19 protein-coding genes are annotated in these 22757 nt (G+C 65.2%); 10 read left to right on the top strand and 9 right to left on the bottom strand.

What is annotated here, in order from left to right; genetic code table 11:
- Window positions 1–146: 146 nt before the first annotated feature.
- The 3 genes from IMX18_RS09355 to IMX18_RS09345 all read left to right on the top strand — a co-directional run bounded on the left by IMX18_RS09355 (window position 147) and on the right by IMX18_RS09345 (window position 2782).
- Entirely contained in the window at window positions 147–1064 is a 918-nt protein-coding gene (locus IMX18_RS09355) for an AEC family transporter (protein WP_191472574.1), read from the top strand.
- A 35-nt stretch (window positions 1065–1099) separates the two neighbouring features.
- A complete protein-coding gene (locus IMX18_RS09350) occupies window positions 1100–1711 on the top strand; it encodes a cell wall hydrolase (RefSeq protein WP_015270668.1) in 612 nt (203 codons plus the stop codon).
- 219 nt (window positions 1712–1930) lie between these two features.
- Entirely contained in the window at window positions 1931–2782 is an 852-nt protein-coding gene (locus IMX18_RS09345) for a CAP domain-containing protein (RefSeq protein WP_015270669.1), read from the top strand.
- A 151-nt stretch (window positions 2783–2933) separates the two neighbouring features.
- Here the strand turns inward: IMX18_RS09345 and IMX18_RS09340 are convergent, their stop codons facing one another.
- Window positions 2934–3908 carry a GlxA family transcriptional regulator gene (locus tag IMX18_RS09340; RefSeq protein ID WP_100413537.1) on the bottom strand — a complete coding sequence of 325 codons (975 nt, stop codon included), beginning with the start codon at window positions 3906–3908 and terminating at the stop codon, window positions 2934–2936.
- Between the two features lie 106 nt (window positions 3909–4014).
- Between IMX18_RS09340 and IMX18_RS09335 the strand changes: the two genes are divergently transcribed.
- Window positions 4015–4626 (top strand): LysE family translocator, encoded by a 612-nt coding sequence (locus IMX18_RS09335; RefSeq protein WP_004376275.1) that lies wholly within the window; start codon window positions 4015–4017, stop codon window positions 4624–4626.
- Between the two features lie 170 nt (window positions 4627–4796).
- Here IMX18_RS09335 and IMX18_RS09330 read toward each other — a convergent pair whose 3' ends face one another.
- Window positions 4797–5996 (bottom strand): MFS transporter, encoded by a 1200-nt coding sequence (locus tag IMX18_RS09330; protein ID WP_054573544.1) that lies wholly within the window; start codon window positions 5994–5996, stop codon window positions 4797–4799.
- A gap of 105 nt (window positions 5997–6101) precedes the next feature.
- Window positions 6102–7007, bottom strand: a complete 906-nt coding sequence (locus IMX18_RS09325) for a LysR family transcriptional regulator (protein ID WP_054573545.1) — start codon at window positions 7005–7007, stop codon at window positions 6102–6104.
- A 117-nt stretch (window positions 7008–7124) separates the two neighbouring features.
- Here IMX18_RS09325 and IMX18_RS09320 point away from each other — a divergent pair, with 117 nt between their 5' ends.
- The 3 genes from IMX18_RS09320 (at window position 7125) to IMX18_RS09310 (ending at window position 11531) form a co-directional block, all read left to right on the top strand.
- The gene (locus IMX18_RS09320) at window positions 7125–7475 is read left to right on the top strand and encodes a cupin domain-containing protein (RefSeq protein WP_015270673.1); all 351 of its coding nucleotides are present in this window, start codon (window positions 7125–7127) and stop codon (window positions 7473–7475) included.
- 243 nt (window positions 7476–7718) lie between these two features.
- Window positions 7719–10136 (top strand): glucose/quinate/shikimate family membrane-bound PQQ-dependent dehydrogenase, encoded by a 2418-nt coding sequence (locus IMX18_RS09315; protein WP_024087275.1) that lies wholly within the window; start codon window positions 7719–7721, stop codon window positions 10134–10136.
- A gap of 126 nt (window positions 10137–10262) precedes the next feature.
- Window positions 10263–11531: a carbohydrate porin gene (locus tag IMX18_RS09310; protein WP_191472570.1), complete on the top strand. Its 1269-nt coding sequence runs from the start codon at window positions 10263–10265 to the stop codon at window positions 11529–11531.
- Window positions 11532–11855: 324 nt separating this feature from the next.
- On the opposite strand, the gene argE is transcribed toward IMX18_RS09310, so the two are convergent.
- On the bottom strand, window positions 11856–13016 hold the full coding sequence (gene argE / locus IMX18_RS09305; RefSeq protein ID WP_100413482.1) for an acetylornithine deacetylase: 1161 nt from the start codon (window positions 13014–13016) through the stop codon (window positions 11856–11858).
- Window positions 13009–13686 (bottom strand): DUF1028 domain-containing protein, encoded by a 678-nt coding sequence (locus tag IMX18_RS09300; protein WP_013972966.1) that lies wholly within the window; start codon window positions 13684–13686, stop codon window positions 13009–13011. The genes argE and IMX18_RS09300 overlap by 8 nt, the downstream gene beginning before the upstream one ends.
- 373 nt (window positions 13687–14059) lie before the next feature.
- On the opposite strand from IMX18_RS09300, the gene IMX18_RS09295 reads away from it, so the two are divergent.
- Together IMX18_RS09295 and IMX18_RS09290 are read left to right on the top strand one after the other, a co-directional pair.
- Window positions 14060–15379, top strand: a complete 1320-nt coding sequence (locus IMX18_RS09295) for a flavin-containing monooxygenase (RefSeq protein ID WP_015270678.1) — start codon at window positions 14060–14062, stop codon at window positions 15377–15379.
- The gene (locus IMX18_RS09290; protein WP_015270679.1) at window positions 15379–15795 is read left to right on the top strand and encodes a RidA family protein; all 417 of its coding nucleotides are present in this window, start codon (window positions 15379–15381) and stop codon (window positions 15793–15795) included. Before IMX18_RS09295 ends, IMX18_RS09290 begins: the two co-directional genes overlap by 1 nt.
- 100 nt (window positions 15796–15895) lie before the next feature.
- Here the strand turns inward: IMX18_RS09290 and IMX18_RS09285 are convergent, their stop codons facing one another.
- From IMX18_RS09285 to pgm, 4 genes are all read right to left on the bottom strand, one after another.
- Window positions 15896–18301, bottom strand: a complete 2406-nt coding sequence (locus IMX18_RS09285) for a TonB-dependent receptor (RefSeq protein WP_100413481.1) — start codon at window positions 18299–18301, stop codon at window positions 15896–15898.
- 66 nt (window positions 18302–18367) lie between these two features.
- Window positions 18368–19312 carry a FecR domain-containing protein gene (locus IMX18_RS09280; RefSeq protein WP_100413480.1) on the bottom strand — a complete coding sequence of 315 codons (945 nt, stop codon included), beginning with the start codon at window positions 19310–19312 and terminating at the stop codon, window positions 18368–18370.
- Entirely contained in the window at window positions 19309–19821 is a 513-nt protein-coding gene (locus IMX18_RS09275) for a sigma-70 family RNA polymerase sigma factor (RefSeq protein ID WP_015270682.1), read from the bottom strand. The genes IMX18_RS09280 and IMX18_RS09275 overlap by 4 nt, the downstream gene beginning before the upstream one ends.
- 78 nt (window positions 19822–19899) lie before the next feature.
- Window positions 19900–21537: a phosphoglucomutase (alpha-D-glucose-1,6-bisphosphate-dependent) gene (pgm, locus tag IMX18_RS09270; protein ID WP_217190131.1), complete on the bottom strand. Its 1638-nt coding sequence runs from the start codon at window positions 21535–21537 to the stop codon at window positions 19900–19902.
- A gap of 301 nt (window positions 21538–21838) precedes the next feature.
- Between pgm and IMX18_RS09265 the strand changes: the two genes are divergently transcribed.
- A complete protein-coding gene (locus tag IMX18_RS09265; protein WP_015270684.1) occupies window positions 21839–22486 on the top strand; it encodes a DUF1345 domain-containing protein in 648 nt (215 codons plus the stop codon).
- Window positions 22487–22757: the final 271 nt, after the last annotated feature.

Here is a 22757-nt window from a genome sequence, read left to right as displayed (position 1 = left end):
TTTCGCGACACAAGGCCGCTCCTACAAGAGCCAGTGTCGACTTCAACCATGCATTTTTCCTCAATGGTCAGTGCAGAAAACAACGTTTTTACAGATCGATCCGCACCCGTAGTCTGTGCTCCGTACCCGACCACGGAACGTCGATCATGCTCCACCTGCTGCTGACTACCCTGCTGCCGATCATCCTGCTGATTGCCCTGGGCACTTTCCTGCGCCTGCGCGGCTTTCTCGCCGATAACTTCTGGCCCGGCGCCGAGCGCCTGAGCTATTACGTACTGCTGCCGTCGCTGTTTTTCCATGGCCTGGCCACCGCCAACCTCGATGGCGTGCCGGTGCTGGGCATGGTTGGCGTGCTGATGCTCTCGACCCTGGCCGGGGCCGTGCTGCTGGTGCTGTACCAGGGCGCCATGAACCACGACGGTGCCGACTTCACCTCGGTGTTCCAGGGCGGCATCCGCTTCAACAACTACATCGGCGCCACCCTTGCAGCGGGTATCTACGGCAGCGCCGGCATTGCCCTGGCAGCGGTGGCCAACGCCGCCATCGTGCCACTGGTCAACCTGCTTTGTGTGCTGGTTTTCGCCCGCTTCAGCGCCCGCCATAGCTCACCGGCCACGGTGTTGCGGGCCATCTTCGCCAACCCCTTGATCGTCGGTTGCGCCGGCGGATTGCTGCTGCGCGCCAGTGGGCTGGGCTTGCCAGCGGGTATCGAACCCACGGTCAAGGCCCTGGGCCAGGCCGCCCTGCCGCTGGGCCTGCTGTGCGTCGGCGCAGCCCTGGGTGGCGCCCGCCTGGGCCAGCAGGTGCGCCCGCTGATGGCGGCGTCGGCATTCAAGTTCCTGGTCATGCCGTTGACCACCTGGGGCTTGTGCCGCCTGCTTGGCCTGGGTGGCCAGGCAGCGGTGGTGGCGGTGCTGTTCCAGGCACTGCCGACCGCGTCATCTTCCTATGTGATGGCCCGGCAAATGGGCGGTAACGCACCGCTGATGGCCACCATCATCGCCCTGCAGACCGTGTTGGCTGCCGCCACCCTGCCTTTGGTGCTGATGCTTGCGCTTGGCTAGACTGTGAACCAGCCCACAGTTCGGGAGCTTGCATCATGCGCCTTTCGTGGATGGTGATCGGCCTGGTTTCGGCCCTGCTCGCAGGCCCCTTGCACGCGGCCGACCCGGCCAAGGCTGCCGTCGCCGAGGACAAGGCCGAGGTACTCGAGGAAAAAGTGGTGAATGACACACCCCCCCCGAAAAAGGCCGAGACCCTCACACCCGGCGAAGCGCAAGCAGTGGACCCGGCCGGCCAGGCGCCGCTGGATGACAGCATCACCTGCCTGGCCCGCACCATCTACTGGGAAGCCAAGGGTGCCGACGCAGAAGACATGGCCGCCGTGGCCAACGTCGTGCTCAACCGCCTGGGCCACGATGGCTTCCCGGATACCATCTGCGGCGTGGTCAAGCAGGGGGTGGAAAGCAAGGCCTGCCAGTTCTCCTGGTGGTGCGACGGGCGCCCGGACCAGGTCGAAGAAGCGCAACGCTACGACATTGCCAAGGAAATCGCGCGCAAGGCGCTCAACCAGCAATTGAGAGACCGCACCGGGGGTGCCTTGTACTTCCATGACCGCAACGTGCGCCCGGACTGGGCCAAAGCCTACCGCCGGACGGCGCAGACCAGGCATTTTCTGTTCTACAAACCGAACCAGGCGGTGGCGCGCTGATAGCCGCCGGGCGCCAGCAAACCGGCAGACAGCGTGGTTCGATAGGAATGATTACCAACTATTCGCACTTTTCAGATGAACAGTGGTCTACTCCCTCTTTTGCCGCCAGCAAAGAATGTTGGCGTTTTCATTGCTTCGCACGAGCCCGGGCCAAAAGCCCCGGGCTTGTGTAGGATGAGCAGCGCGAACCACGACGCTGCCAGTCATAGGGAGATCCACATGCGCGTCCTGTCATCCGTTGCCGCCTTGTCGCTGGGCCTGGTCGTCTCGGCCGGGGCCATGGCTGCCACCGGCGAAGAAGCGCAACTGATCGATTCGATCAATGCCTACCGCAGCAAGGCCCAGCCCTGCGGTGGCGAAGCGTCGTTGGAACTGCCGCCGCTCAACAGCGATACCCGCCTGGCACTGTCGCCAGAGGGCACCCGCGACCTGCAGCAAGCCATGACCCGCGCCGCCTACCCGATGGTCAACGTGCAGGCCATCAGCCTGTCGGGGCCACGTGATGCGCGCGCTGCCATGCATGCCATCGAAGAGAGCTTCTGCCAGGTGGTGCTCGACCCGCAGTTCGTCGATATCGGCGTCAGCCAGGAAGGCCGCGACTGGCGCATCGTGCTGGCCCGGCCGCTGCTCAGTGGTCGCCTGGGCGACTGGCAGGCCGAGGGACAGAAGGTGCTGCAGGAGATCAATGCCGCGCGCAAGGTACCGCGCCAATGCGGTGGCCAGCCCTTCGCCGCCGCCCCTGCGTTGAGCTGGAGCACGGTGCTGGCCGGGGTTGCCGCCAACCACACCCGGGCCATGGCCAACCAGAATTTCTTCGACCACATCGACAAGGATGGCCGCACCCCCGGGGACCGGGCAGAGTTGGCCGGTTACCTGTACCAGCAGATCGGCGAAAACATCGCCGCCGGGCGTGACACCGCGCGCAAGGTGGTCGATGGCTGGCTGGATAGCCCGGGGCATTGCGCGACGCTGATGAACCCGGACTTCCGCGAGCTGGGCGCTGCGTATGCAGTGGACCCGAAGAGTGATGCGGGGATTTACTGGACGGGGTTGTTCGGGACGCCGCAGTAAGCCCGGCTGACGCGCTTTATGTAGGAGCGGCCTTGTGTCGCGAAAGGGGTGCGAAGCGCCCCCAGGATATCGGCATCGCCACAAAATTGCCGGGGCCGCTTTGCGGCCCTTTCGCGACACAAGGCCGCTCCTACAGAGTGCGCGCCGGGCTTCAGGGCGAGATATTGCGGTCACGCAACGCTTGGGCCGTGCAACCAAACCGTCGCCGCACGCACTTGCCCAGGTAACTGGCATCGCCCAGGCCCACTTCATCGGCAATCTGCGCCAGGCTGTGGCTGGAATTGAGCAAACGCCAGCGCGCCTGTTGCAGGCGCATCTCCAGCCACCAGGCCTTGGCGCTCATGCCATGGCTGGCGTGAAACTGCCGGTCCAGCTGGCGCCGGCTGATGCCCAGCTCAGCCGCCAACTGCTCCGCGGTCAACGGCGTACCCAGGTGATGACGCATCAACGCCTGCGCACGCTGCACCTGCCGCCCCTGCCCGGCCCCCAGCTCCAACGAGCGCAAGGCATGGCGGCTATCGCGGGTTTCATCCACCAGCATGTCGGCCAGGCCCTTCAGCGCCCTGGCCCTCCCGCAGGCGCGTGACAACAGCGCGACGGCCAGGTCGATGGCCGCGGTGCCGCCGGCGCAGGTGATGCGGCTACCGTCGATGCAATACAGCTGCTCACTCAGCACCTGCAAATGCGGGAAGGCCGCACGGAATTCGGCTTCGTGTCGCCAGTGCACCACCACCTTGTGCCCCTGCAGCAACCCGCAGGCGGCCAACAGGAAGGCGCCATTGTCGACCCCAACCAGCTTGACGCCAGCCTTGCCAGCCTGCCTCAGCAAGGCCCGGTAGCGAGGCGCCAGCGCGGCAGTGGCCATCGCGTTGCGCCCGCCGAACACCACCAGGTAGTCGAAACTGGCCAGCTCGAGCTGGCCAGCGACGGCCTCGACCTGCACCACCGCGCCACTGCTCGAAGGCACCGGGTCGAGTGTCAGCCCTGCCACGGTCCAGCTGCAGTAGCGCTGCTGGCTGTAGTCCTCGTCGTCGGCGCTGAAACGCAACTTGTCGAGAAAGGCGCCGAACGGCAGCAGGGCAAAATCCGGTAACGGCAAGATCAGCAAGCGGATGTCGGGCAGCATTGGCATCGCGTCCAGAAACGACCATTCAATGTCCGGATCATACCCTTGCCGGCCAAGGTCGGCGCCATAGACTGGCGCCCTCTCCATCAACAAGGCATTCCCCACCATGGCACTCGACACCTGGCTCATCTACCTGCTGGCGAGCATCGGCCTGTCGCTGACCCCAGGCCCCAACAGCCTGCTGGCCCTGACCCACGGCGCCCTGTATGGCGCACGCCGGACGTTGTTCACCATCATCGGCGGGGTGTTTGGCTTCAGCGCCCTGATTGCCTTGGCCATGTTCGGCCTCAGCGCATTGCTGCAGGCCTCGGCCTCGGTGCTGAGCGTGCTCAAGTGGGTGGGTGGCGCCTATCTGGTCTGGCTGGGTATCCAGCTGTGGCGCAGCCCGGGCCTGCACCTGGAACTGACCGCGCAAAGTGCGCGGCTGGGCAATGCCGGCCTGTTCCGCCAGGGCCTGCTGTCGGCCATGGCCAACCCCAAGGTGCTGCTGTTCTACGGCGCTTTCCTGCCGCAGTTCATCGACCCGCAGCGTGGGTTGCTGCTGCAGTTCGTGGTGATGGCGGCGACCTTTGCCAGTGTCGAGTTCCTGGTCGAATACCTGTTGGCACGCCTGGCGTTTCGCATCCGGCCATGGCTGGCCAAGGGCGGCAAGGGCTTCAACCGCTGCTGCGGCAGCCTGTTTGCCTTGATTGGTGTGGCGTTGCCGCTTGGGCGGTAGCACTACGCAAAGGCTGTCGCGATCCCTGTAGGAGCGGCCTTGTGTCGCGAAAGGGCTGCAACGCAGCCCCGGCAATATCAGCAGCGAAGCCGATATCCCGGGGCCGCTGCGCGCCCCATCGCGACACAAGGCCGCTCCTACAGGGATCGCGACAACCTGTGGGCTCGCATTCAACCCCGGCGCGCTTTGGCCAGGAAGATGATCAAGGCCACGCCCGGCAACCCCGCCCCCACCAGCGCCACACCCTGCCAGCCGAACTGGCTGAACACCGCACTGGCCACCGCCGAACCCAGCGCCCCACCCAGGAAGATGCTGGTCATGTACACCGCGTTCAGCCGCCCGCGGCTGGCCGGGTCCAGCGCGTACACTTCACGCTGGCCGATGACCATGTTCATCTGCACCGCAAAATCCAGCAGCACGCCAGTCAGCCCCAGGCCGATCACGCTGTAGCCCGGCACGGTCAGCCCCAGCAACAGTGCCACCGGTGCCAGTAACAACGCCAACAGCGAACCGGCCCGGGCATGCCCGGCATCGGCCAGGCGGCCGGCCATGGGTGCGGCGACGGCGCCTACCGCGCCCACCAGGGCGAATACCGCGATCTGGCTCTGCGACAGGCCATGCTCGGTTGCCAGGGCCATCGGCGCCGCCGTCCAGTACAGGCTGAACGCCGCGAACATCAACGCCTGGTACAGCGAGCGCTGGCGCAGCAAGGGATAACGGCGCAGCAGCGTGAGCAGCGACAGCATCAGCCCGGCATAGCTGGCCTTGTGCTCGGGCACCCGCCGCGGCAAGGTCAGGGCCAGCAGCAGGATGATCGCCAGCATCACCCCGGCAGCGCCAATGAACACCGCACGCCAGCCGAAGTAGTCGGCCACCAGGCTGGACAACGGCCGCGCCAGCAGGATACCCAGCAGCAGGCCGCCCATGATGTTGCCGACCACCCGCCCACGCTGCTGCTCCGGCGCCAGGTGCGCCGCCAGCGGAATGAGCATCTGCACCGCCACGGAACTGAAACCGATCAGCAGTGCATAGCCGAGGAACAGCTGGCCCTGGCCGCTGCTGCTGGTGCCCGCCAGCAGCAGGCTGACGCAGGCCAGCACGGCGGTAGCCACCATCAAGCGGCGGTTTTCCAACAGGTCGGCCAGCGGTACCAGCAACAGCAGGCCCAAGGCATAGCCAAGCTGCGTGAGCGAAACGATGAGGCTGGCATGCTCGGTGGACAGCCCCAGGTCCGGGGCGATCAGGCCGACGATGGGCTGGGCGTAGTAGATATTGGCGACGATCGCGCCGCAGCAGAACGCCAGCAGGGCGACCAGGGCCCGGCTGAGGCCGGTGGCGGCAGGCTGCGCGGCGGCAAGGGAGGGATTCATGCGAGTGTCCTCGGCGATGGCTGGAATATGCCGGCCACCTTACCCAGACGCACTCCTGGCGAGAATCCAGCGCTGGCGCAACAGGGCTTTGCGCACTGCGCAACACTAGGTGCTGCGCTGCAGCAAATTTTCGCAAAAGTCGATAAAGGCGTTCACCCGCCGCGAACCACGATGGTTGGGCAGGTACAGGGCGTTGATGCTGTCATTGGCCGCGCCAGGGCTGGCCTGCCAATCGGGGAACAGCCGCTGCAGGCGCCCGGCCGCCACATCCTCACGCACCAGCCAGTCGGCCAGCAGCGCGATGCCGCTGCCCGCCAGCGCGGTTTCGCGCAGCATGTCGGCATTGGCGCTGCGCAACGGCCCGCTCACGTCCAGTTCCAGACTGTCCTGCCCACGGGCCAGGCGCCAGGGGCGGCCTTTCTGCCCGTAGCGAAAGCGCAGGCAGGCGTGCTCGAGCAGCTGCCGCGGATGCTCCAGCGGGTCACGCCCGGCCAGGTAGCCCGGGCTGGCCACCAGCCAACGCTGGAAGCGACCCAGCTGGCGGCATACCAGCTCGTCATTGGGCGAGGGGTCGCCCAGGCGGATCGACAGGTCATAGCGCCCGTCAAGCAGGTCATCCAGGCGGTCGCTGAGGTCGATGTCCAGCTCCAGAGCCGGATGTTGCGCCAGGAACGGCCCCAGGTGCGGGGCGATGACCCGCCTGCCGAACTCCACCGGCAAGCACAGGCGCAGCACACCGACAGGCTCCTCGCCCCGGTCGGCGACACTGGCATCGGCCTCGTCCAGGGCCTCGAAAATACCCCGCGCGCGCTCGTAATAACGGGCGCCGGCCTCGGTCAGGCTGACCTGGCGCGTGGAGCGGTTGAGCAAGGTGGCGCCCAACGCCGCTTCCAGGGCATCGACCAGGCGCGTCACCGACGATGTCGCCAGCCCAAGCTGGCGTGCGGCGGCAGAAAAGCCTTGGGCATCGACGGTGGCCACGAACATTTTCATCGCCAGGAGTTTGTCCATTTGTTGCCCGTCTTCCAAATCCCGGAAAGTTCTTACAAACAGCGGGGCCGGTCAAGAAGCGCGGCGCGCGGCAATTGCGTCCATAGTGGAACTACCCCCTTCCAAGCGAGGTTTTCCATGATCCCGACCAACCTGCTGACTGCCCTGCCCCCTTGCGACCCAACCAGCTCCGAACGGGTCGACCAACTGCTCAGCCGCCCGGGTGTGCGTGTTGAGCGTATCGTTTCCAGCGGCCAGGCCAGCCCGCCCGGTTTCTGGTACGACCAGGCCGAGGGCGAATGGATCGTGCTGCTCAGTGGCGCCGCCGGCCTGCGCTTCGAGCACGAGAGCCATACCCGCCTGCTGGCGCCGGGCGATTGCCTGGACATCCCGCCGCATTACCGCCACCGCGTGGAATGGACCGCCCCCGGCACCGCCACCATCTGGCTCGCGGTGTTCTACAGCAGCGGCACTCCGTGGCCGACATGAAACGGTGGCCGCCTGTAGGAGCACACCGCCGACCTTCAGACTCAAGCAAAGCCTGAGTGCCCGCTCCATGAATCAGCACGAACACCTCGTAGAATGCAATTTTAATCGCATGATCTAGACTTTTAGCCACACCTTGCAGAGTTCAGCACTGCGACAATCCGCCCCACAAAATTATGTACCAACTTGTTAATTAGCAAGCTAAGAGATTACACTGCGCGCATTCCACCTGCTGAGATCCCTGGCATGAAAGAAACACCGCGCGCCTCTGGCGCCACAAACATCATCCTGGTCGGCCTGGGCGTGATCATCGCCCTGCTCGGCCTCCTCCTGGCTGCGGGCGGCGTCAAGCTGGCCGGCCTGGGCGGTTCCTGGTACTTCCTGATCGGCGGCCTGGCCATGGCCATCGCCGGCGTTCTCATCGCTCGCCGCAAGCCGGCTGGCGCCTGGCTGTACGCGGCGTTCCTGGTCGGCACTGCCATCTGGGCGCTGATCGACGCAGGCCTGGTGTTCTGGCCGCTGTTCTCGCGCCTGTTCATGTTCGGCGCAATCGGCATGGTGGTGGCACTGGTCTACCCGCTGCTGGCCCGTGCCAATGGCACCAGCGCCGGCCGCGGTGCCTATGGCGTTGCCGGGGTGATGGCCGTGCTGCTGGTGATCGCCGCCGGCAACATGTTCGTCGCCCACCCAAGCGTCGCCCCCACCGGCAAAGGCCCGGGCATGACCCCGGTCGAGGCCGGCAAGGCGCAGAAGGACTGGGCTCACTACGGCAACACCGAAGGTGGCAGCCGCTTCGCCGCGCTGGACCAGATCAACCGCGACAACGTCAACAAGCTGAAAGTGGCCTGGACCTACCGCACCGGTGACGTGGCGCTCAGCGACGGCAACGGCGCCGAAGACCAGCTGACCCCGCTGCAGGTCGGCAACAAGGTGTTCATCTGCACCCCGCACAACAACCTGATCGCCCTTGATGCCGACACCGGCAAAGAGCTGTGGAAGAACGCGATCAACGCCCAGTCCAAGGTCTGGCAGCGTTGCCGTGGCATGGCCTACTTCGACGCCACTGCCGCCATCGCCCAGCCGACCCAGCCGAACAGCTCGCCAATCACCGCGGCCAGCGTACCGGCCGGTGCCAACTGCCAGCGTCGCCTGCTGACCAACACCATCGATGGCCGCCTGATTGCCGTCGACGCCGACACCGGCGAGTTCTGCCAGGGCTTCGGCAACAACGGCCAGGTCGACCTCAAGGCCGGCCTGGGCGATGTGCCGGACTCCTACTACCAGCTGTCCTCGGCCCCACTGATGGCCGGTACCACCGTGGTGGTCGGCGGCCGCGTCGCCGACAACGTCCAGACCGACATGCCAGGCGGCGTGATCCGTGGTTTCGACGTGATCACGGGTGAAATGCGCTGGGCCTTCGACCCCGGCAACCCGGAAGATCGCCAGGCACCGCAGGGCGACAGCACCTATGTGCGCAGCACCCCCAACAGCTGGGCCCCGATGTCCTACGACCCGGCGATGAATACCGTGTTCCTGCCGATGGGCTCGTCGTCCACCGACATCTACGGTGTCGAACGCAGCAAGCTGGACCACACCTATGGCGCTTCGGTACTGGCGCTGGACGCCACCACCGGCAACCAGAAGTGGGTGTTCCAGACCGTGCACAACGACCTGTGGGACTTCGACCTGCCGATGCAGCCGAGCCTGATCGATTTCACCAAGGACGACGGCCAGTCGGTACCTGCAGTGGTAATCGGCACCAAGGCCGGGCAGATCTACGTGCTCGACCGCGCCACCGGCAAGCCGCTGACCCAGGTCGACGAAGTACCGGTCAAGCCAAGCAACATTCCCAACGAGCCGTACTCGCCAACCCAGCCGAAGTCGGTGGGCATGCCGCAGATCGGCGCGCAGACCCTGACCGAATCGGACATGTGGGGCGCAACCCCGTACGACCAGCTGCTGTGCCGCATCGACTTCAAGAAAATGCGCTACGACGGCCTGTACACCGCCCCGGGCACCGACCTGTCGCTGAGCTTCCCGGGTTCGCTGGGTGGCATGAACTGGGGCAGCATTTCCACCGACCCGGTACATGGTTTCATCTTCGTCAACGACATGCGCCTGGGCCTGTGGATCCAGATGATCCCGTCGCAGAACAAGGGCGGTGCCGCTTCCGGTGGCGAAGCGCTGAACACCGGCATGGGTGCAGTACCGCTCAAGGGCACCCCGTATGCAGTGAACAAGAACCGCTTCCTGTCGGTGGCCGGCATCCCGTGCCAAGCGCCGCCATTCGGCACCCTGACCGCCATCGACATGAAGACCCGCCAGGTGGCGTGGCAGGTACCTGTGGGTACTGTCGAGGACACCGGCCCGCTCGGCATCCGCATGCACCTGCCGATCAAGATCGGCCTGCCGACCCTCGGCGGCACCCTGTCGACCCAGGGTGGCCTGGTGTTCATCGCCGGCACCCAGGACTTCTACCTGCGCGCCTACGACAGCAGCAACGGCAACGAAATCTGGAAGGCTCGCCTGCCAGTGGGCAGCCAGGGCGGCCCGATGACCTACGTTTCGCCGAAAACCGGCAAGCAGTACGTGGTGGTCACGGCTGGCGGCGCGCGCCAGTCGACTGACCGTGGCGACTACGTGATTTCTTACGCTCTGCCGTAAGACCGCGTCGCCTTCATCGCCGGCAAGCCAGCTCCCACAGGATCGTGCCACCTGCAAAGGCAGCGCAGACCTGTGGGAGCTGGCTTGCCGGCGATGAGCCCCTGAAAAACAACCTGAGATTCAGCAATGCCATCCGTAATTCGCATCACCCCCACCCTGCTGCTGGCCCTCGCCAGCAGCACCGCCCTGGCCGACGGCGACCTGATGACACGCAGCACCATGACCGGTGACTGGGGCGGCCTGCGTCACCAGCTGGAAGAAGACGGCGTCAGGTTCACCGGCGACTACAGCGGCGAAACCGCCTACAACGCCCACGGTGGTCTGCACCGCTCGGCGCGCTACTCGCAAAACCTGAAACTGGGCGTGCAGTTCGACCTGTCGAAACTGTATGGCCTGGACAACGGCGGCAAGGTCCAGCTGACCATCAACGACCGCCGCGGCAACAGCGCCTCGGAAGACCTGGTGGGCAACCGCCTGCCGATCCAGGAAAACTTCGGTGGCCTGTACACCCGCCTGACCGAGCTGAGCTACGAGCGTACCCTGTTCACCCCGGCGCTCAACGTCAAGCTCGGCTACATGGCCATGGGCAACGACCTCGGCGGCCTGGACAGTGGCATCCTGTGCAACTTCATGAACGCCGGCTTCTGCGGTCACCCGCTGAACATGTCTGGCGGCAGTGGCTGGACCAATTACCCCAATGCCCACCTGGGCGTACGGGTGAAGTACGACCTGTCGCCATCCTGGCAACTGCGTGTGGCGGCGTTCAACGTCGACCCGGAAAGCAACGGCAACTCCAGCCGCGCCTGGCACCTGGGCCCCAAGCACACCACCGGCACCGTGGTACCGGTAGAGCTGGTCTATAAGCTGCAGGGCGAGCTGCCTGGCGAGTACAAACTGGGCTACTACTACGACAGCTCCGACGTGAAGCGCATCGGCAGCGACGAGGAAGTGTCCGGCCGTGGCGGCCACTACCTGCTGGTCGACCAGGCGGTGTGGAACGACCAGGGCTTGCCGGGCCGCAGCCTGCATGCCTTCGGCCAGTACTCGGCGTCGAGCAAGGCCGCCTCGCCATTCACCAAGTGGTATGGCGCCGGCGTGGTGCTGTACAAGCCGTTCGCTGGTCGCCCGAAGGATACTGTGGCCCTGGGCTATGGCCGTGCCGTACCCAACCCGCGTAGCCGCGACGTGCTGGAAGATGCCGCGTTCGATGCCGGGCAGCAGTTCCCCGATATCGACAGCGCCGAGCAGCTGGTCGAGCTGAGCTATGGCTACCAGGCCACGCCGTGGCTGAACCTGCGCCCGGATGTGCAGTACATCATCGAGCCGGGCGCGTTCTCCGGGAAGGACATCGACAACGCGCTGGTGGTTGGCATGCAGGTCAAGGCTACCTTCTGAAACCTTGATTGGGGCTGCTCTGCAGCCCTTCGCGGGCACGCCCGCGCTCATAGAACAACACATGACTCATTGGTTCGGCGAGGCTCTGTAGGAGCAGCCTTGTGCTGCGAAGAGGCCGGGGCTGACAAAGCCTGTCTATTGGCTGTACCGGCCTCTTCGCAGCACAAGGCTGCTCCTACAAAGGACGCGTCAGACGAGCGATATTGGTTCTCTGCGCGACAGCGCAGCCCAAAGGGCTGGGCAATCTCCCACAGGTATATCGCCGGCTGGCCTGGCGGTGCTGTACCTGTGGGAGCGGGCGTGCCCGCGAAGAAGCCTGCGCAATCAACCCTGCCTGAGGTAATCCACCAACCTCAGCAACATGGCATCACACCCCCGCAACTGCTCGACACTGACGAACTCATCCGGCTTGTGCCCCTGGTCCATGCTCCCAGGCCCACACACCACAGTCGGGATGCCCGCCTGATCGAACAGCCCACCTTCGGTACCAAACGCCACGGTACCGAACTCATCCGAGCCACTGAGCAACGCCACCAGGCCAGCCGCCTCGCTATCCGCTGGCGTGGCCAGCCCCGGATATGCACTCAACGGCTGCAGGCGAATGGCGCTGGCGGCATTGACCTTGCGCATGCGCGGCAGCAGTTCGGCCTCGGCATAGGTTTGCAACTGGTCGGCCACTGCCTGCGCCTCGAACCCAGGCAAGGCCCGCACTTCGAAATCGAATTCGCATTCCGCCGGCACGATGTTCAGCGCCCTGCCCCCTTTGATCACACCGGTCTGCACAGTGGAGAACGGTGGGTCGAAGCGCTCGTCGTGATGCTCCGGCAACGCCAGGGCATCACCGATATCACCCAGCTTGCCGATCAGCTTCGCCGCATACTCGATGGCATTCACCCCATACGGCGCGTACGCCGAGTGGCAGGCCGCGCCATGTACCTGGCAACGCATCGCCAGCTTGCCCTTGTGCCCCAGCACCGGCTTGAGTTCGGTGGGTTCGCCAATCAGGCACAACCGTGGCTTGTGCGGGCGCTGCTCGAGCGCGGCCAGCATCGAGCGCACCCCCAGGCAGCCGACTTCCTCGTCGTAGGAGAACGCCAGGTGCACCGGCATGCGCAACGACTGGGCGAGAAACGCGGGTACAGCCGCCAGCACCGAAGCGATGAAACCCTTCATGTCGGCCGTGCCGCGGCCGTACAGGCGCCCGTCGCGTTCACTCAGGGCAAACGGCTCGACTGTCCAGGCCTGGCCGTCCACCGGCACCACATCGGTATGCCCGGACAGCACCACGCCGCCAACATCCCGGGGGCCGATGGTGGCGAACAGGTTGGCCTTGGTGCCTTCCGGGTTATGGAACAGTTCGCTTTCCACCCCCAGCTCGGCCAGGTAGTCGCGGATGAAGCTGATCAGTTCGAGATTGGAATCCCGGCTGACCGTGGCAAAGCCGATCAGCCTGGCCAGCAGCGCGCGACTGGCAAATTCACTCATCGCCCGGCACCCCGTAGCTTGGCGCGGCAGTCGGGTTGAGGGCGCGGGTGACGTAGTCCTGCATCTGCGGCCGATATGCCTGCCACAGGCCATCGAGCACACCGATCGGGTCTGCTTCGGCCCAGTCCACACGCAGGTCCACCAGTGGCCAGGTCAGTTCGCCGGCAATCTTCAACGCCGCCGAGTGCACAGGCCCCGCCTCGCCGCCTGCGGCCATCGCCGCGTGCATGGCCGCCAGCAGGCGGTCGGCCAGATGCCCGCCGGCTTGTTCAAAGGCCTGCACCATCGCCTCGATCACCTGGGTCGAGGCCAACAGGTTGCCTGCCGCCGCACATTGTTCACCGGCCACGGCGTGGTGGGTGCCCAGGGCTTCCTTGCCAGTGAACAGCGCGACCTGGCCATGGCTGTCGATCACCGTGAGCTGGCGATACTCGCTCCAGCCGTTGGCGCTCAGCACCCGGTCCAGCGCAGCGGCAGGCGGCAACTGGCCCTGTTCCAGGGCATCGAGAATCTGCGGGCCCAGCGCTGGCAAGGTGATGTTCTGGGTGGCGACCGCGCCCACACCGGCACGTACCCACGGGCAGCGGGCGCCCACGGCGATGCTCGAAGAGCTGATGGCGATACCGACCTGGCCGGTTTCCTGGCAACGACCGATGATGGAAAAAGTCATGTCATGGTTCCTGTTGTGCTGTGCGATACACGGCATTCTGGGTTGAACCTTTCGGCCGGCGAAACGACCTTTTTCCGAGGGGTTAGGCAGGAAAAAACTTTGCTCTGGCTGAGATCGAGCGCCGCCCGCGCGGCGCTTCGCAGCACAAGGCTGCTCCTACATCTGTTTCGGGCCAATTATTCCTGTCGGCACAGCGCGCGCGGTCCCTTGGCGTCCAACTCGCAAGCCACAGAATCCAGGGCCTTCGCCGTTTTATCGGCAAGCCCCAGCTAAATACTATTTTCGCCATTTCCACGGCATCCCTAGTCTGGCCCCAGGCAACGGCGGTCCTCCAAACCGACCTGACAAAAACCGCCTGAACAAGGGCTCGGACATGACACTGAACAACCTCGAAATCGACACCCTCGTCGTCGGCGCCGGCCAGGCCGGCGTGGCCATGAGCGAACACCTGAGCAAGCTTGGCGTGCCGCACCTGGTGCTGGAGCGCAAGCGTATCGCCGAGGCCTGGCGCACCGGTCGCTGGGACTCGCTGGTGGCCAACGGCCCGGTCTGGCACGACCGCTTCCCGGGGCTGGAATTCAACCTCGACGCCGACGCCTTCGCCGGCAAGGACCAGGTGGCCGACTACTTCGAGCAGTACGTACGCAAGTACAACCTGCCCGTACGCACCGGCATCGAAGTGAAGAAAGTGCTGCGCAACAGCGACCGCCCCGGTTTTACCATCGAAACCAATGAAGGCGTGATTCGCGCCAACCGCGTGGTCGCCGCCACCGGCCCGTTCCAGAAACCGGTAATCCCGGCCATCGCGCCGAAAGACAGCAACCTGCACCAGATCCACTCCGCGGCCTATTACAACCCCGAGCAGTTGCCAGAAGGCGCTGTGCTGGTGGTCGGCGCCGGCTCCTCCGGCGTGCAGATCGCCGAAGAACTGATGCGTGCCGGGCGCCAGGTGTACCTCTCGGTCGGCGCCCACGATCGCCCGCCACGCGCTTACCGCAACCGCGACTTCTGCTGGTGGCTGGGCGTGCTGGGTGAGTGGGATGCGGAAATCGCCAAGCCTGGCCGCGAGCACGTGACCATTGCCGTCAGTGGCGCCCGTGGCGGCCACACCGTGGACTTCCGCGCCCTCGCCCACCAGGGCATGACCCTGGTCGGCCTGACCCAGTCGTTCGAGAACGGCGTGGCGCGCTTCCAGGACAACCTGGTCGAGAACATCAACCGCGGCGACGAAAACTACCTGGCCCTGCTGGATGCCGCCGATGCCTACATCGAACGCAACGGCCTGGACCTGCCGGAAGAGCCCGAAGCCCGCAAACGCCTGGCCGACCCTGAGTGCATGCGCAACCCGCTGCAGCAACTGGACCTGGCCAAGGCCGGCGTCACCAGCATCATCTGGGCCACCGGTTACGGTGTCGACTTCAGCTGGCTGCAGGTAGACACCTTCGACGCCAACGGCAAGCCCCAGCACCAACGCGGCGTGGCCCGCGAGCCGGGTGTGTACTTCCTTGGCCTGCCGTGGCTGTCGCGTCGTGGCTCGTCGTTCATCTGGGGCGTGTGGCACGACGCCAAGCACGTCGCCGGCCACATCGCCACGCAACGCACCTATGCCGCCTACCGCGACCGCGAACAACGCGCAGCGGATGAGCAGCAGCAACCCAAGATCAGCAACGTCAGCACCCTCGGAGCCCACTGATGCCTACTCATACCCGCATCCGCATGTTCAACACCAAGGCCACCTACCCCAACCAGACCCTGGACAACGACCTGTGCCAGGCGGTGCGCGCCGGCAACACCATCTACGTGCGCGGCCAGGTCGGCACCGACTTCGAAGGCAACCTGGTGGGCCTGGGTGACCCACGGGCGCAGGCCGAACAGGCAATGAAGAACGTCAAGCAACTGCTCGAAGAAGCCGGCTCGGACCTGTCGCACATCGTCAAGACCACCACCTACATCACCGACCCGCGCTTCCGCGAGCCGGTGTACAAGGAGGTAGGCAAGTGGCTCAAGGGCGTGTTCCCGATTTCCACCGGGCTAGTGGTGGCCGGGTTGGCCCAGGCCGAGTGGCTGATGGAGATCGATGTGATCGCCGTGGTGCCTGATTCGGTCTGACCGATCGGTTCAACCTGTAGGAGCGGCCTTGTGTCGCGAAAGGGCCGCAACGCGGCCCCAGGATTGATGCGCAACGGAACGCACCCACTTTTAAAATGGGCTAGAAACCCACTGTCGCCGACAGCAGGTAGGTACGCGGCGTAGACAGCGTCAGCCCCGGCTCGCTGTCATCCGAGGCCCCGGCCGAACTCCAGTAGCGGTCGTCCAGCACGTTCTCGACACTGGCACGCAAGGTAACCTGGGCGGAATTCACCTTGAACGCATAACGCGCACCCACGTCGTAACGCTCCCAGCCTTCGATCTGCTTGCTGTTGTTCTGGTCCAGGTACTGCGAGCTCGAGTGGATGCCCCGCGCCGTCAGGGTCAGGCCGTTCACCCCAGGCACATCCCATTCTGCGCCGAGGTTGACGTTGTACTCGGGCGTGGCCGGCGCGCGGTTGCCATCGTAGGCGCCACCGATGGTGTCGGTCAGTTCGCTGTCGATATACATCACCCCGCCCAGCACACGCACGCCTTGCACGGGCTCGCCGAACACGCTCAGTTCGATACCGCGGTTGTCGCGCTTGCCATTGGGGCCGAACACCCGCGATATGGGGTTGGTTTCATAGGCGGGCTGGCGGATGCGGAAGGCACTGGCGGTAAAGGCGACCTGGCCCAGGTCGTACTTGGCCCCCACCTCGACCTGGCGGCTGGTGAACGGCGGGAAGATCTGGTCTTCGTTGACCGATGTCGACGGCGCAATCTTGCCCTGGCTCAGGCCCTCCATGTAGTTGGCATACAACGACAGCTGGTCGGTAACCTTGAGCAGCACGCCGCCCGAGGGCGACACCTTCTCTTCATCGTAGGCGGTATCCCCCTTGATGCCGTCGCTCCAGTCATCCACCTGCACCCGCTGCCAGCGCGCCCCAAGGGTCAGCAGCAGGCGGTCGTCGAAGAAGCCCAGGGTGTCGGCCAGGGCCACGCCGGAAAAGCGGTTTTCCGTGTACACCTCAGGATCGATGCGGGTTGGCGTGCCCGGTGTCGGCGTGGCCACCGGGTGGTAGAGGTTGCTGGGCGCCGAGGCATAGCGGGCGCCGCCGTTGGTGAAGTCCATGTAGAAGTAGGTGGCGGCCAGGTTCAGCTCGTGGCTGACCGGCCCGGTATGGAACCAGTTGCGCACGCCGGCCATGGCGGTACGCACGGTTTCATCCCGGGTGAAGTCGCGCGGCTGCACGGTGAAGTCGCCGGCATCGTTGCTGATCGACACGTTGTGGCGCAGGAAGTCATGGTTGCTCTTGCGCGCGCCGACCGCGCCATAGGCCAGCAGCGACTCGCTGATATCGTACTCGGCATGCAGCGCACCGAAGGTGTCGTTGGTGCGCGCCTTGCTCCAGGCCTGGGCGTAATTGTGGCGTACGTCGTTGGCATCCGGCACCTTGGCGTTGGCACCGACCAGCACCCGCTCCTGCGGTGCATCGGTATCGCGCTCGGTATGGCCAAGGTCCGCCGAAAGCCGCAGGCGCTCGCCACGAAAGTCCAGGCCCAACACCGCCATTTCACGTTCGACTCGCTGGTGGTCCCATTCGGTATCGCCCGCCTGTTTCACGCCATTGAAGCGCACGCCGAACTGCTGGCCTTCGCCAAAGCGCCGACCAACGTCCACCGCACCGCCTGCCTGGCCGGCCGAGGCATAGCTGCCGGTAAACTCGGTGAGCGGCTGGTCGCCGGCTCGCTTGGGCTGCACATTGATGCCGCCGCCGACACTGCCTCGCGGCGAAATGCCGTTGATCAGCTGGCTGGGGCCTTTGATGATGTCGACCCGGTCAGCCATTTCCATGTCGATCGAGTAGGTCGGCAGGATGCCGTACAGGCCGTTGTAGGCCACATCACTGTTGAACAGGCTGAAGCCGCGAATGGTGAACTGCTCGAAGCGCCCACCCGCCGGGTTGGTGGCGCGTACCGATGGGTCGCTGGCGATCAGCTCGCCCAAGGTTCGCGCCTGCTGGTTCTTCACCAGTTCGCTGGTGTAGCTGGTGATGCTGAACGGGGTTTCCATGAAGTCGCGCGTGCCGAGCAGGCCCTGTGAACCCTGACGGGCCACCTGGCCACCGGCATAGGGTTGCGTTTCGTTGCCTGCGGCCAGGCCACCGACGATGCTGGTCGGGGCGATTTCAAGCGCACCACCCGCCTGGGGTGCCGGCATCAATGTGAAAGCGCCCTCGCCCACCGGCAGCAACTGCAGGCCGCTGCCGCGCAGCAGCTGGGTGAAGCCTTCGTCGACGCTGTAGCTGCCGGACAGGCCATTGCTCTGCCGGCCGTTGACCAGCGCCGGGTCCAGCGACAGGCTGACCCCGGCCTGGTCGGCAAACTGGGTAAGTGCCGCACCCAGGCTGGCGGCTGGCACCTGATAGCTGCGCCGGGCAGGTTCATCGGCCCAGGCCGGTGTACACAACAACAGGCTCATGGCGAACAACGGATGTGCCGCACGCGCCAGTGGGCGCAGGCGGCTGGACATGACAACAGGCATTGAACAAGGCTCCCCTTTATTTGCTCCTACCGGTAATGACCGGTGAGCGAAAAAAAGGGGACAGCCTCATGCGCGATTTTCCCGCGCGACCAGGCTCACCCAGTAACGCGTGCGCGTGTGCACCTGCAACGGCAGGCTGGCGGCGAGCAAGGCCAGCACCCGGTCGGTGTCGTCGAGGCGGAACGTACCGGTCACGCGCAGGGCCTCCAGTTCGGGCGCCCAGCGCAGCACGCCGGGGCGGTACCTGCGCAGCTCGTGCAGCAGCTCGCCCAAGGGGCGATCCTCCAGCCGCAGTACCCCTTCGCGCCAGCCCAGCAGCCATGCGTCCAGGCCGGTGACAGGGCCAACCCCGGCCACTTGCAGGCTGGCCTGCTGCCCGGCCTGCAGCAGCAGCGCCGGGCCTTGCCGCGGCTGCAGGTTGGCCGCGCCCTTGAGCACCGATACCCGGCAAGCCTGATCGACCAGGCGCAAGCACACCTCGCCAGCATCCAGCGCGACCTGGCCATAGGGCACCTGCAACGTCAGGCTCAGGTTGCCGGGCAACCTGACTGCCACTTCGCCACGCAGCAATGTCAGGCGACGCGCGCCCAGGTCGATATCCACCGCACTGTCGGTGTTCAACTGCACGAATGTGCCATCGCTCAGCAGCACCTGCCGGCGCTCCCCGACCGCGGTGTGCATGTCGGCGGCCCAGGCCTCCAGCGGCAGTTCGCGGCTTGCCAGCCAGGCCGCCGGCAACAATGCAGCCACGCCCAGGGCCTGCTTGAGCAGCGCCCGGCGGCCGGTATCCGGGCGGTCCAGGGTGGCCATGGCCAATGCGCCGGGTAGCGCGGAAAAGCGCTGGCGCAACAGCAGTGCCTTTTGCCAGGCGTGTTCGTGCAAGGTGCTGCTGGTGCGCCATTGTTCCAGGCGCTGCAGGTCACCCTCGCTGGCAGCGCCAGAGTCCACCAGTGCCAGCCAGCGCGCGGCGGCCTGCAGTGCCTCGCGGGTTTCGGGGGAATGGCTGGTCATTGCAGTTCGGCCAGCAGGCAATGCTCGTAGGCCTGCGCCATGTAGCGTTTGACCGAGCGCTCGCAAACGCCCAGGCGCTTGCCGATCTCGGCATAGCCCAGGCCCTCCAGCTGGCTCCAGAGAAAGGCCTTGCGTACCGGCACCTTGAGGCCGTCGAGCAACTCGTCGAGGGCTTGCAGGGTTTCCAGCAGTACCCAACGCTGCTCTGGCGAGGGCACATGCTGCTCGGGCAACTGCGCCAGTGCATCGAGGTAGGCTTGTTCCAGGCTACGCCGCTGGTGGAAGTTGCTCAGCAGGCGCTTGCCCACGGTCAGCAGGTAGGCACGCGGTTCGCGAATGTCTGCCAGCGGCTGGGCGCTGGCCAGGATACGCAGGAAGGTATCCTGGCTGAGGTCGGCGGCATCCCAGGCATTGCCCATGCGCCGCCGCAGCCAGGTTTCCAGCCAGCCGCGGTGTTCCCGGTACAGGGCAGGCAGGCTATGCTCCGGTGGCGGCGCGGCGTCGATCATGGGGAAGGCCCTGCGGTGGTGTAAATAAGATTAATTCTAATTTACAGCGCACCACAGAACCAAGCGGTTTGTTACCAGTCAGGCAATCGCCGCATCCACCAGCACTTGCGCTTCCTGCACCAGGCGCTGCAGGTGCGCCTCGTCGATGAAGCTTTCGGCGTAGATCTTGTAGATATCCTCGGTGCCCGAAGGGCGCGCGGCGAACCAGCCATTGGCGGTCATCACCTTCAGCCCGCCGATCGCCTGGCCGTTGCCCGGCGCATGGCTGAGGATCTGCACGATCGGCTCACCCGCCAGCTCGGTCGACTTCACCTGCTCCGGCGCCAGCTTGCTCAGCAAAGCCTTCTGCCGGGCATCGGCCTTGGCTTCGACACGGGTGGCGAACGGCTTGCCCAGTGCCTCGGTCAGGTCGGCGTAGGCCTGGCTCGGGTTGCGCCCGATGCGGGCGGTCATCTCGGCAGCCAGCAAGGCCGGGATCAGCCCGTCCTTGTCGGTGGCCCAGACCGAGCCATCGCGGCGCAGGAACGAAGCCCCCGCACTTTCCTCGCCACCAAAGCCCAGCGTGCCGTCGAACAGGCCCTGGGCGAAGAACTTGAAGCCCACCGGTACTTCGTACAGTTCACGGCCCAGGCGCTGGGTGACGCGATCGATCAGGCCACTGGACACCACGGTCTTGCCGACGGCGGCATCGCTGCGCCATTGCGGGCGGTGGCGGTACAGGTAGTCGATGGCCACGGCCAGGTAGTTGTTCGGCTGCAGCAGGCCATCGGGGGTGACGATGCCATGGCGATCGTGGTCCGGGTCGCAGGCGAAGGCCACGTCGAAGCGTTCGCGCAGGCCGATCAGGCCCTGCATGGCATAGGGCGAAGACGGGTCCATGCGGATCTGGCCGTCCCAGTCGACAGTCATGAAGCGGAAGGTCGGGTCGACCTCGGTGTTCACCACTTCCAGGTCGAGCTGGTAATGCTTGGCGATCGCCGACCAGTAGCGCACCCCTGCCCCGCCCAGCGGGTCGACGCCCAGGCGCAGCTTGGCAGCGCGGATGACGTCGAAGTCGATGACGTTTTCCAGGTCGGCCACGTAGTTGCTCACGTAGTCGTGACGCTGGGTGGTGGATGCCTGCAGCGCCTGGGCATGGTCCATGCGCTTGACGCCCGCCAGGTCAGCAGCCAGCAGTTCGTTGGCCTTGGCCTCGATCCACTTGGTCACGTCACTGTCGGCCGGGCCGCCATTGGGCGGGTTGTATTTGAAGCCACCGCTTTGCGGCGGGTTGTGCGACGGGGTGATGACGATGCCGTCGGCCAGGCCCTGCTCGCGGCCACGGTTATGGCAGAGGATGGCATGGGAAACCGCTGGTGTTGGCGTGTATTCGTCGTCCTTGGACAGCATTACCTGCACGCCATTGGCAGCCAGCACTTCCAGGGCGCTGGCGGTAGCCGGTGCCGACAGTGCGTGGGTGTCGGCGCCGATGAACAACGGGCCATCGATGCCCTTCTCCTGGCGATACAGGCAGATGGCCTGGGTAATGGCCAGAACGTGGTACTCGTTGAAACTCAATTCAAGCGAAGTGCCCCGGTGCCCAGAGGTGCCGAAGGCCACCCGCTGGGCCGCCACGGCAGCGTCGGGGCGGCCGGTGTAGTAGGCGGTGAGCAGTCGGGGAATATCGACCAGCACGCTGGCCGGAGCCGGCTTGCCTGCCAAAGGACTGAGCGTCATGCAGAAACCTCGAGTTCAACGGATGTTGGTGTTGGAGCGTGCAGTGTACTGAGAGTTGCAATGCCGTGCGATGGGCGGCAGCAAAGAAACATCAGGCCACGTAGCCCGCTTTTTGTAGGAGCGGCCTTGTGTCGCGATAGGGGTGCGAAGCGCCCCCAGGATCTTCGCACCTCCAGGAATTGTCGGGGCCGCTTTGCGGCCCTTTCGCGGCACAAGGCCGCTCCTACATGGACCGCGCATGCCGCTCATCTGCCTCATGACGGTCTAGAGTAAAAGCCATGCACCCTGCAAAAGAGACCCCATGGCTTTCCACCGCCTGACCCACACCCACCCGCGCCTGAGCATCGCCACTTTGGTCGGCCTGCTCGGCGCCTGGCTGATCCCCGCCAGCGACAGCGTGCAGCACATCCTCGCCGGTTGGAACCTTGGCGTATGGCTGTACCTGCTGCTGGTGCTCTACCTGACCTTGAGCGCCAATGCGGAAAAGGTACGCAAGGTCGCCCGCGTCGAAGACGAAAACGCCGGCCTGGTCCTGCTCACCGTGTGCATCGCCGCCATCGCCAGCCTCGCCGCCGTCACCCTGCAACTGGTGTCCAGCCGTGGCCTGCAAGGCACGGCGCTGGTCGTGCACTACCTCTACACCGGCCTGACCGTGGCCGGCTCCTGGCTGTTGATCGGCTGCATTTTCAGCCTGCACTATGCGCGGCTGTTCTATACCGGACAAAACCACGAACCGCCGCTGCGCTTCGCCGATGGCGAACGCAACCCCGATTACTGGGACTTCCACTACTTCTCGTTCACCATCAGCGTGGCGGTACAAACCTCCGACGTGGGCATCGCCGGGCGGGAGTTGCGGCGGGTAGTGCTGGCACATTCACTAGTGGGGTTCGTATTCAACACGGCGATCCTGGGATTCACCATCAACATCGCTGCCGGGTTGCTCGGCTGATCACACCGCTCGTCCGAAAACATCGCGCGGCAAATTCGATCAAATTGGCAGCACCTGGCGGGTTATCTGCCGTCAACATGCCAGGAAAACGTTTGCCTTGCGGGCCTGCGCAAAATGCCGTCCAAGACAAAGCTGTGACGTCTGTCATGCATCAGTGAATTTGTCTTATTGGCCGCCGAGAATAGTGCGTGACAGGTGCTATGGTTACCTTCCCGGCGGCCGCATCGATGTGGCCACCCGCTCACCACGTCCAGGTAGGGACAAGGAGGCT

Source organism: Pseudomonas shirazica (genome assembly GCF_015168335.1).
In the GTDB taxonomy this organism is placed as follows: Bacteria; Pseudomonadota; Gammaproteobacteria; order Pseudomonadales; family Pseudomonadaceae; genus Aquipseudomonas; species Aquipseudomonas asiatica.
This window is presented reverse-complemented; position numbering and strand designations above follow the sequence as displayed.

What these genes read in the sequence shown, in the direction of transcription:
- IMX18_RS09355 (WP_191472574.1), top strand. Translation starts at nt 147, where the DNA reads ATGCTCCACCTGCTGCTGACTACCCTGCTGCCGATCATCCTGCTGATT.
- IMX18_RS09350 (WP_015270668.1), top strand. Translation starts at nt 1,100, where the DNA reads ATGCGCCTTTCGTGGATGGTGATCGGCCTGGTTTCGGCCCTGCTCGCA.
- IMX18_RS09345 (WP_015270669.1), top strand. Translation starts at nt 1,931, where the DNA reads ATGCGCGTCCTGTCATCCGTTGCCGCCTTGTCGCTGGGCCTGGTCGTC.
- IMX18_RS09340 (WP_100413537.1), bottom strand. Translation starts at nt 3,908, where the DNA reads ATGCTGCCCGACATCCGCTTGCTGATCTTGCCGTTACCGGATTTTGCC.
- IMX18_RS09335 (WP_004376275.1), top strand. Translation starts at nt 4,015, where the DNA reads ATGGCACTCGACACCTGGCTCATCTACCTGCTGGCGAGCATCGGCCTG.
- IMX18_RS09330 (WP_054573544.1), bottom strand. Translation starts at nt 5,996, where the DNA reads ATGAATCCCTCCCTTGCCGCCGCGCAGCCTGCCGCCACCGGCCTCAGC.
- IMX18_RS09325 (WP_054573545.1), bottom strand. Translation starts at nt 7,007, where the DNA reads ATGGACAAACTCCTGGCGATGAAAATGTTCGTGGCCACCGTCGATGCC.
- IMX18_RS09320 (WP_015270673.1), top strand. Translation starts at nt 7,125, where the DNA reads ATGATCCCGACCAACCTGCTGACTGCCCTGCCCCCTTGCGACCCAACC.
- IMX18_RS09315 (WP_024087275.1), top strand. Translation starts at nt 7,719, where the DNA reads ATGAAAGAAACACCGCGCGCCTCTGGCGCCACAAACATCATCCTGGTC.
- IMX18_RS09310 (WP_191472570.1), top strand. Translation starts at nt 10,263, where the DNA reads ATGCCATCCGTAATTCGCATCACCCCCACCCTGCTGCTGGCCCTCGCC.
- argE (WP_100413482.1), bottom strand. Translation starts at nt 13,016, where the DNA reads ATGAGTGAATTTGCCAGTCGCGCGCTGCTGGCCAGGCTGATCGGCTTT.
- IMX18_RS09300 (WP_013972966.1), bottom strand. Translation starts at nt 13,686, where the DNA reads ATGACTTTTTCCATCATCGGTCGTTGCCAGGAAACCGGCCAGGTCGGT.
- IMX18_RS09295 (WP_015270678.1), top strand. Translation starts at nt 14,060, where the DNA reads ATGACACTGAACAACCTCGAAATCGACACCCTCGTCGTCGGCGCCGGC.
- IMX18_RS09290 (WP_015270679.1), top strand. Translation starts at nt 15,379, where the DNA reads ATGCCTACTCATACCCGCATCCGCATGTTCAACACCAAGGCCACCTAC.
- IMX18_RS09285 (WP_100413481.1), bottom strand. Translation starts at nt 18,301, where the DNA reads ATGCCTGTTGTCATGTCCAGCCGCCTGCGCCCACTGGCGCGTGCGGCA.
- IMX18_RS09280 (WP_100413480.1), bottom strand. Translation starts at nt 19,312, where the DNA reads ATGACCAGCCATTCCCCCGAAACCCGCGAGGCACTGCAGGCCGCCGCG.
- IMX18_RS09275 (WP_015270682.1), bottom strand. Translation starts at nt 19,821, where the DNA reads ATGATCGACGCCGCGCCGCCACCGGAGCATAGCCTGCCTGCCCTGTAC.
- pgm (WP_217190131.1), bottom strand. Translation starts at nt 21,537, where the DNA reads ATGACGCTCAGTCCTTTGGCAGGCAAGCCGGCTCCGGCCAGCGTGCTG.
- IMX18_RS09265 (WP_015270684.1), top strand. Translation starts at nt 21,839, where the DNA reads ATGGCTTTCCACCGCCTGACCCACACCCACCCGCGCCTGAGCATCGCC.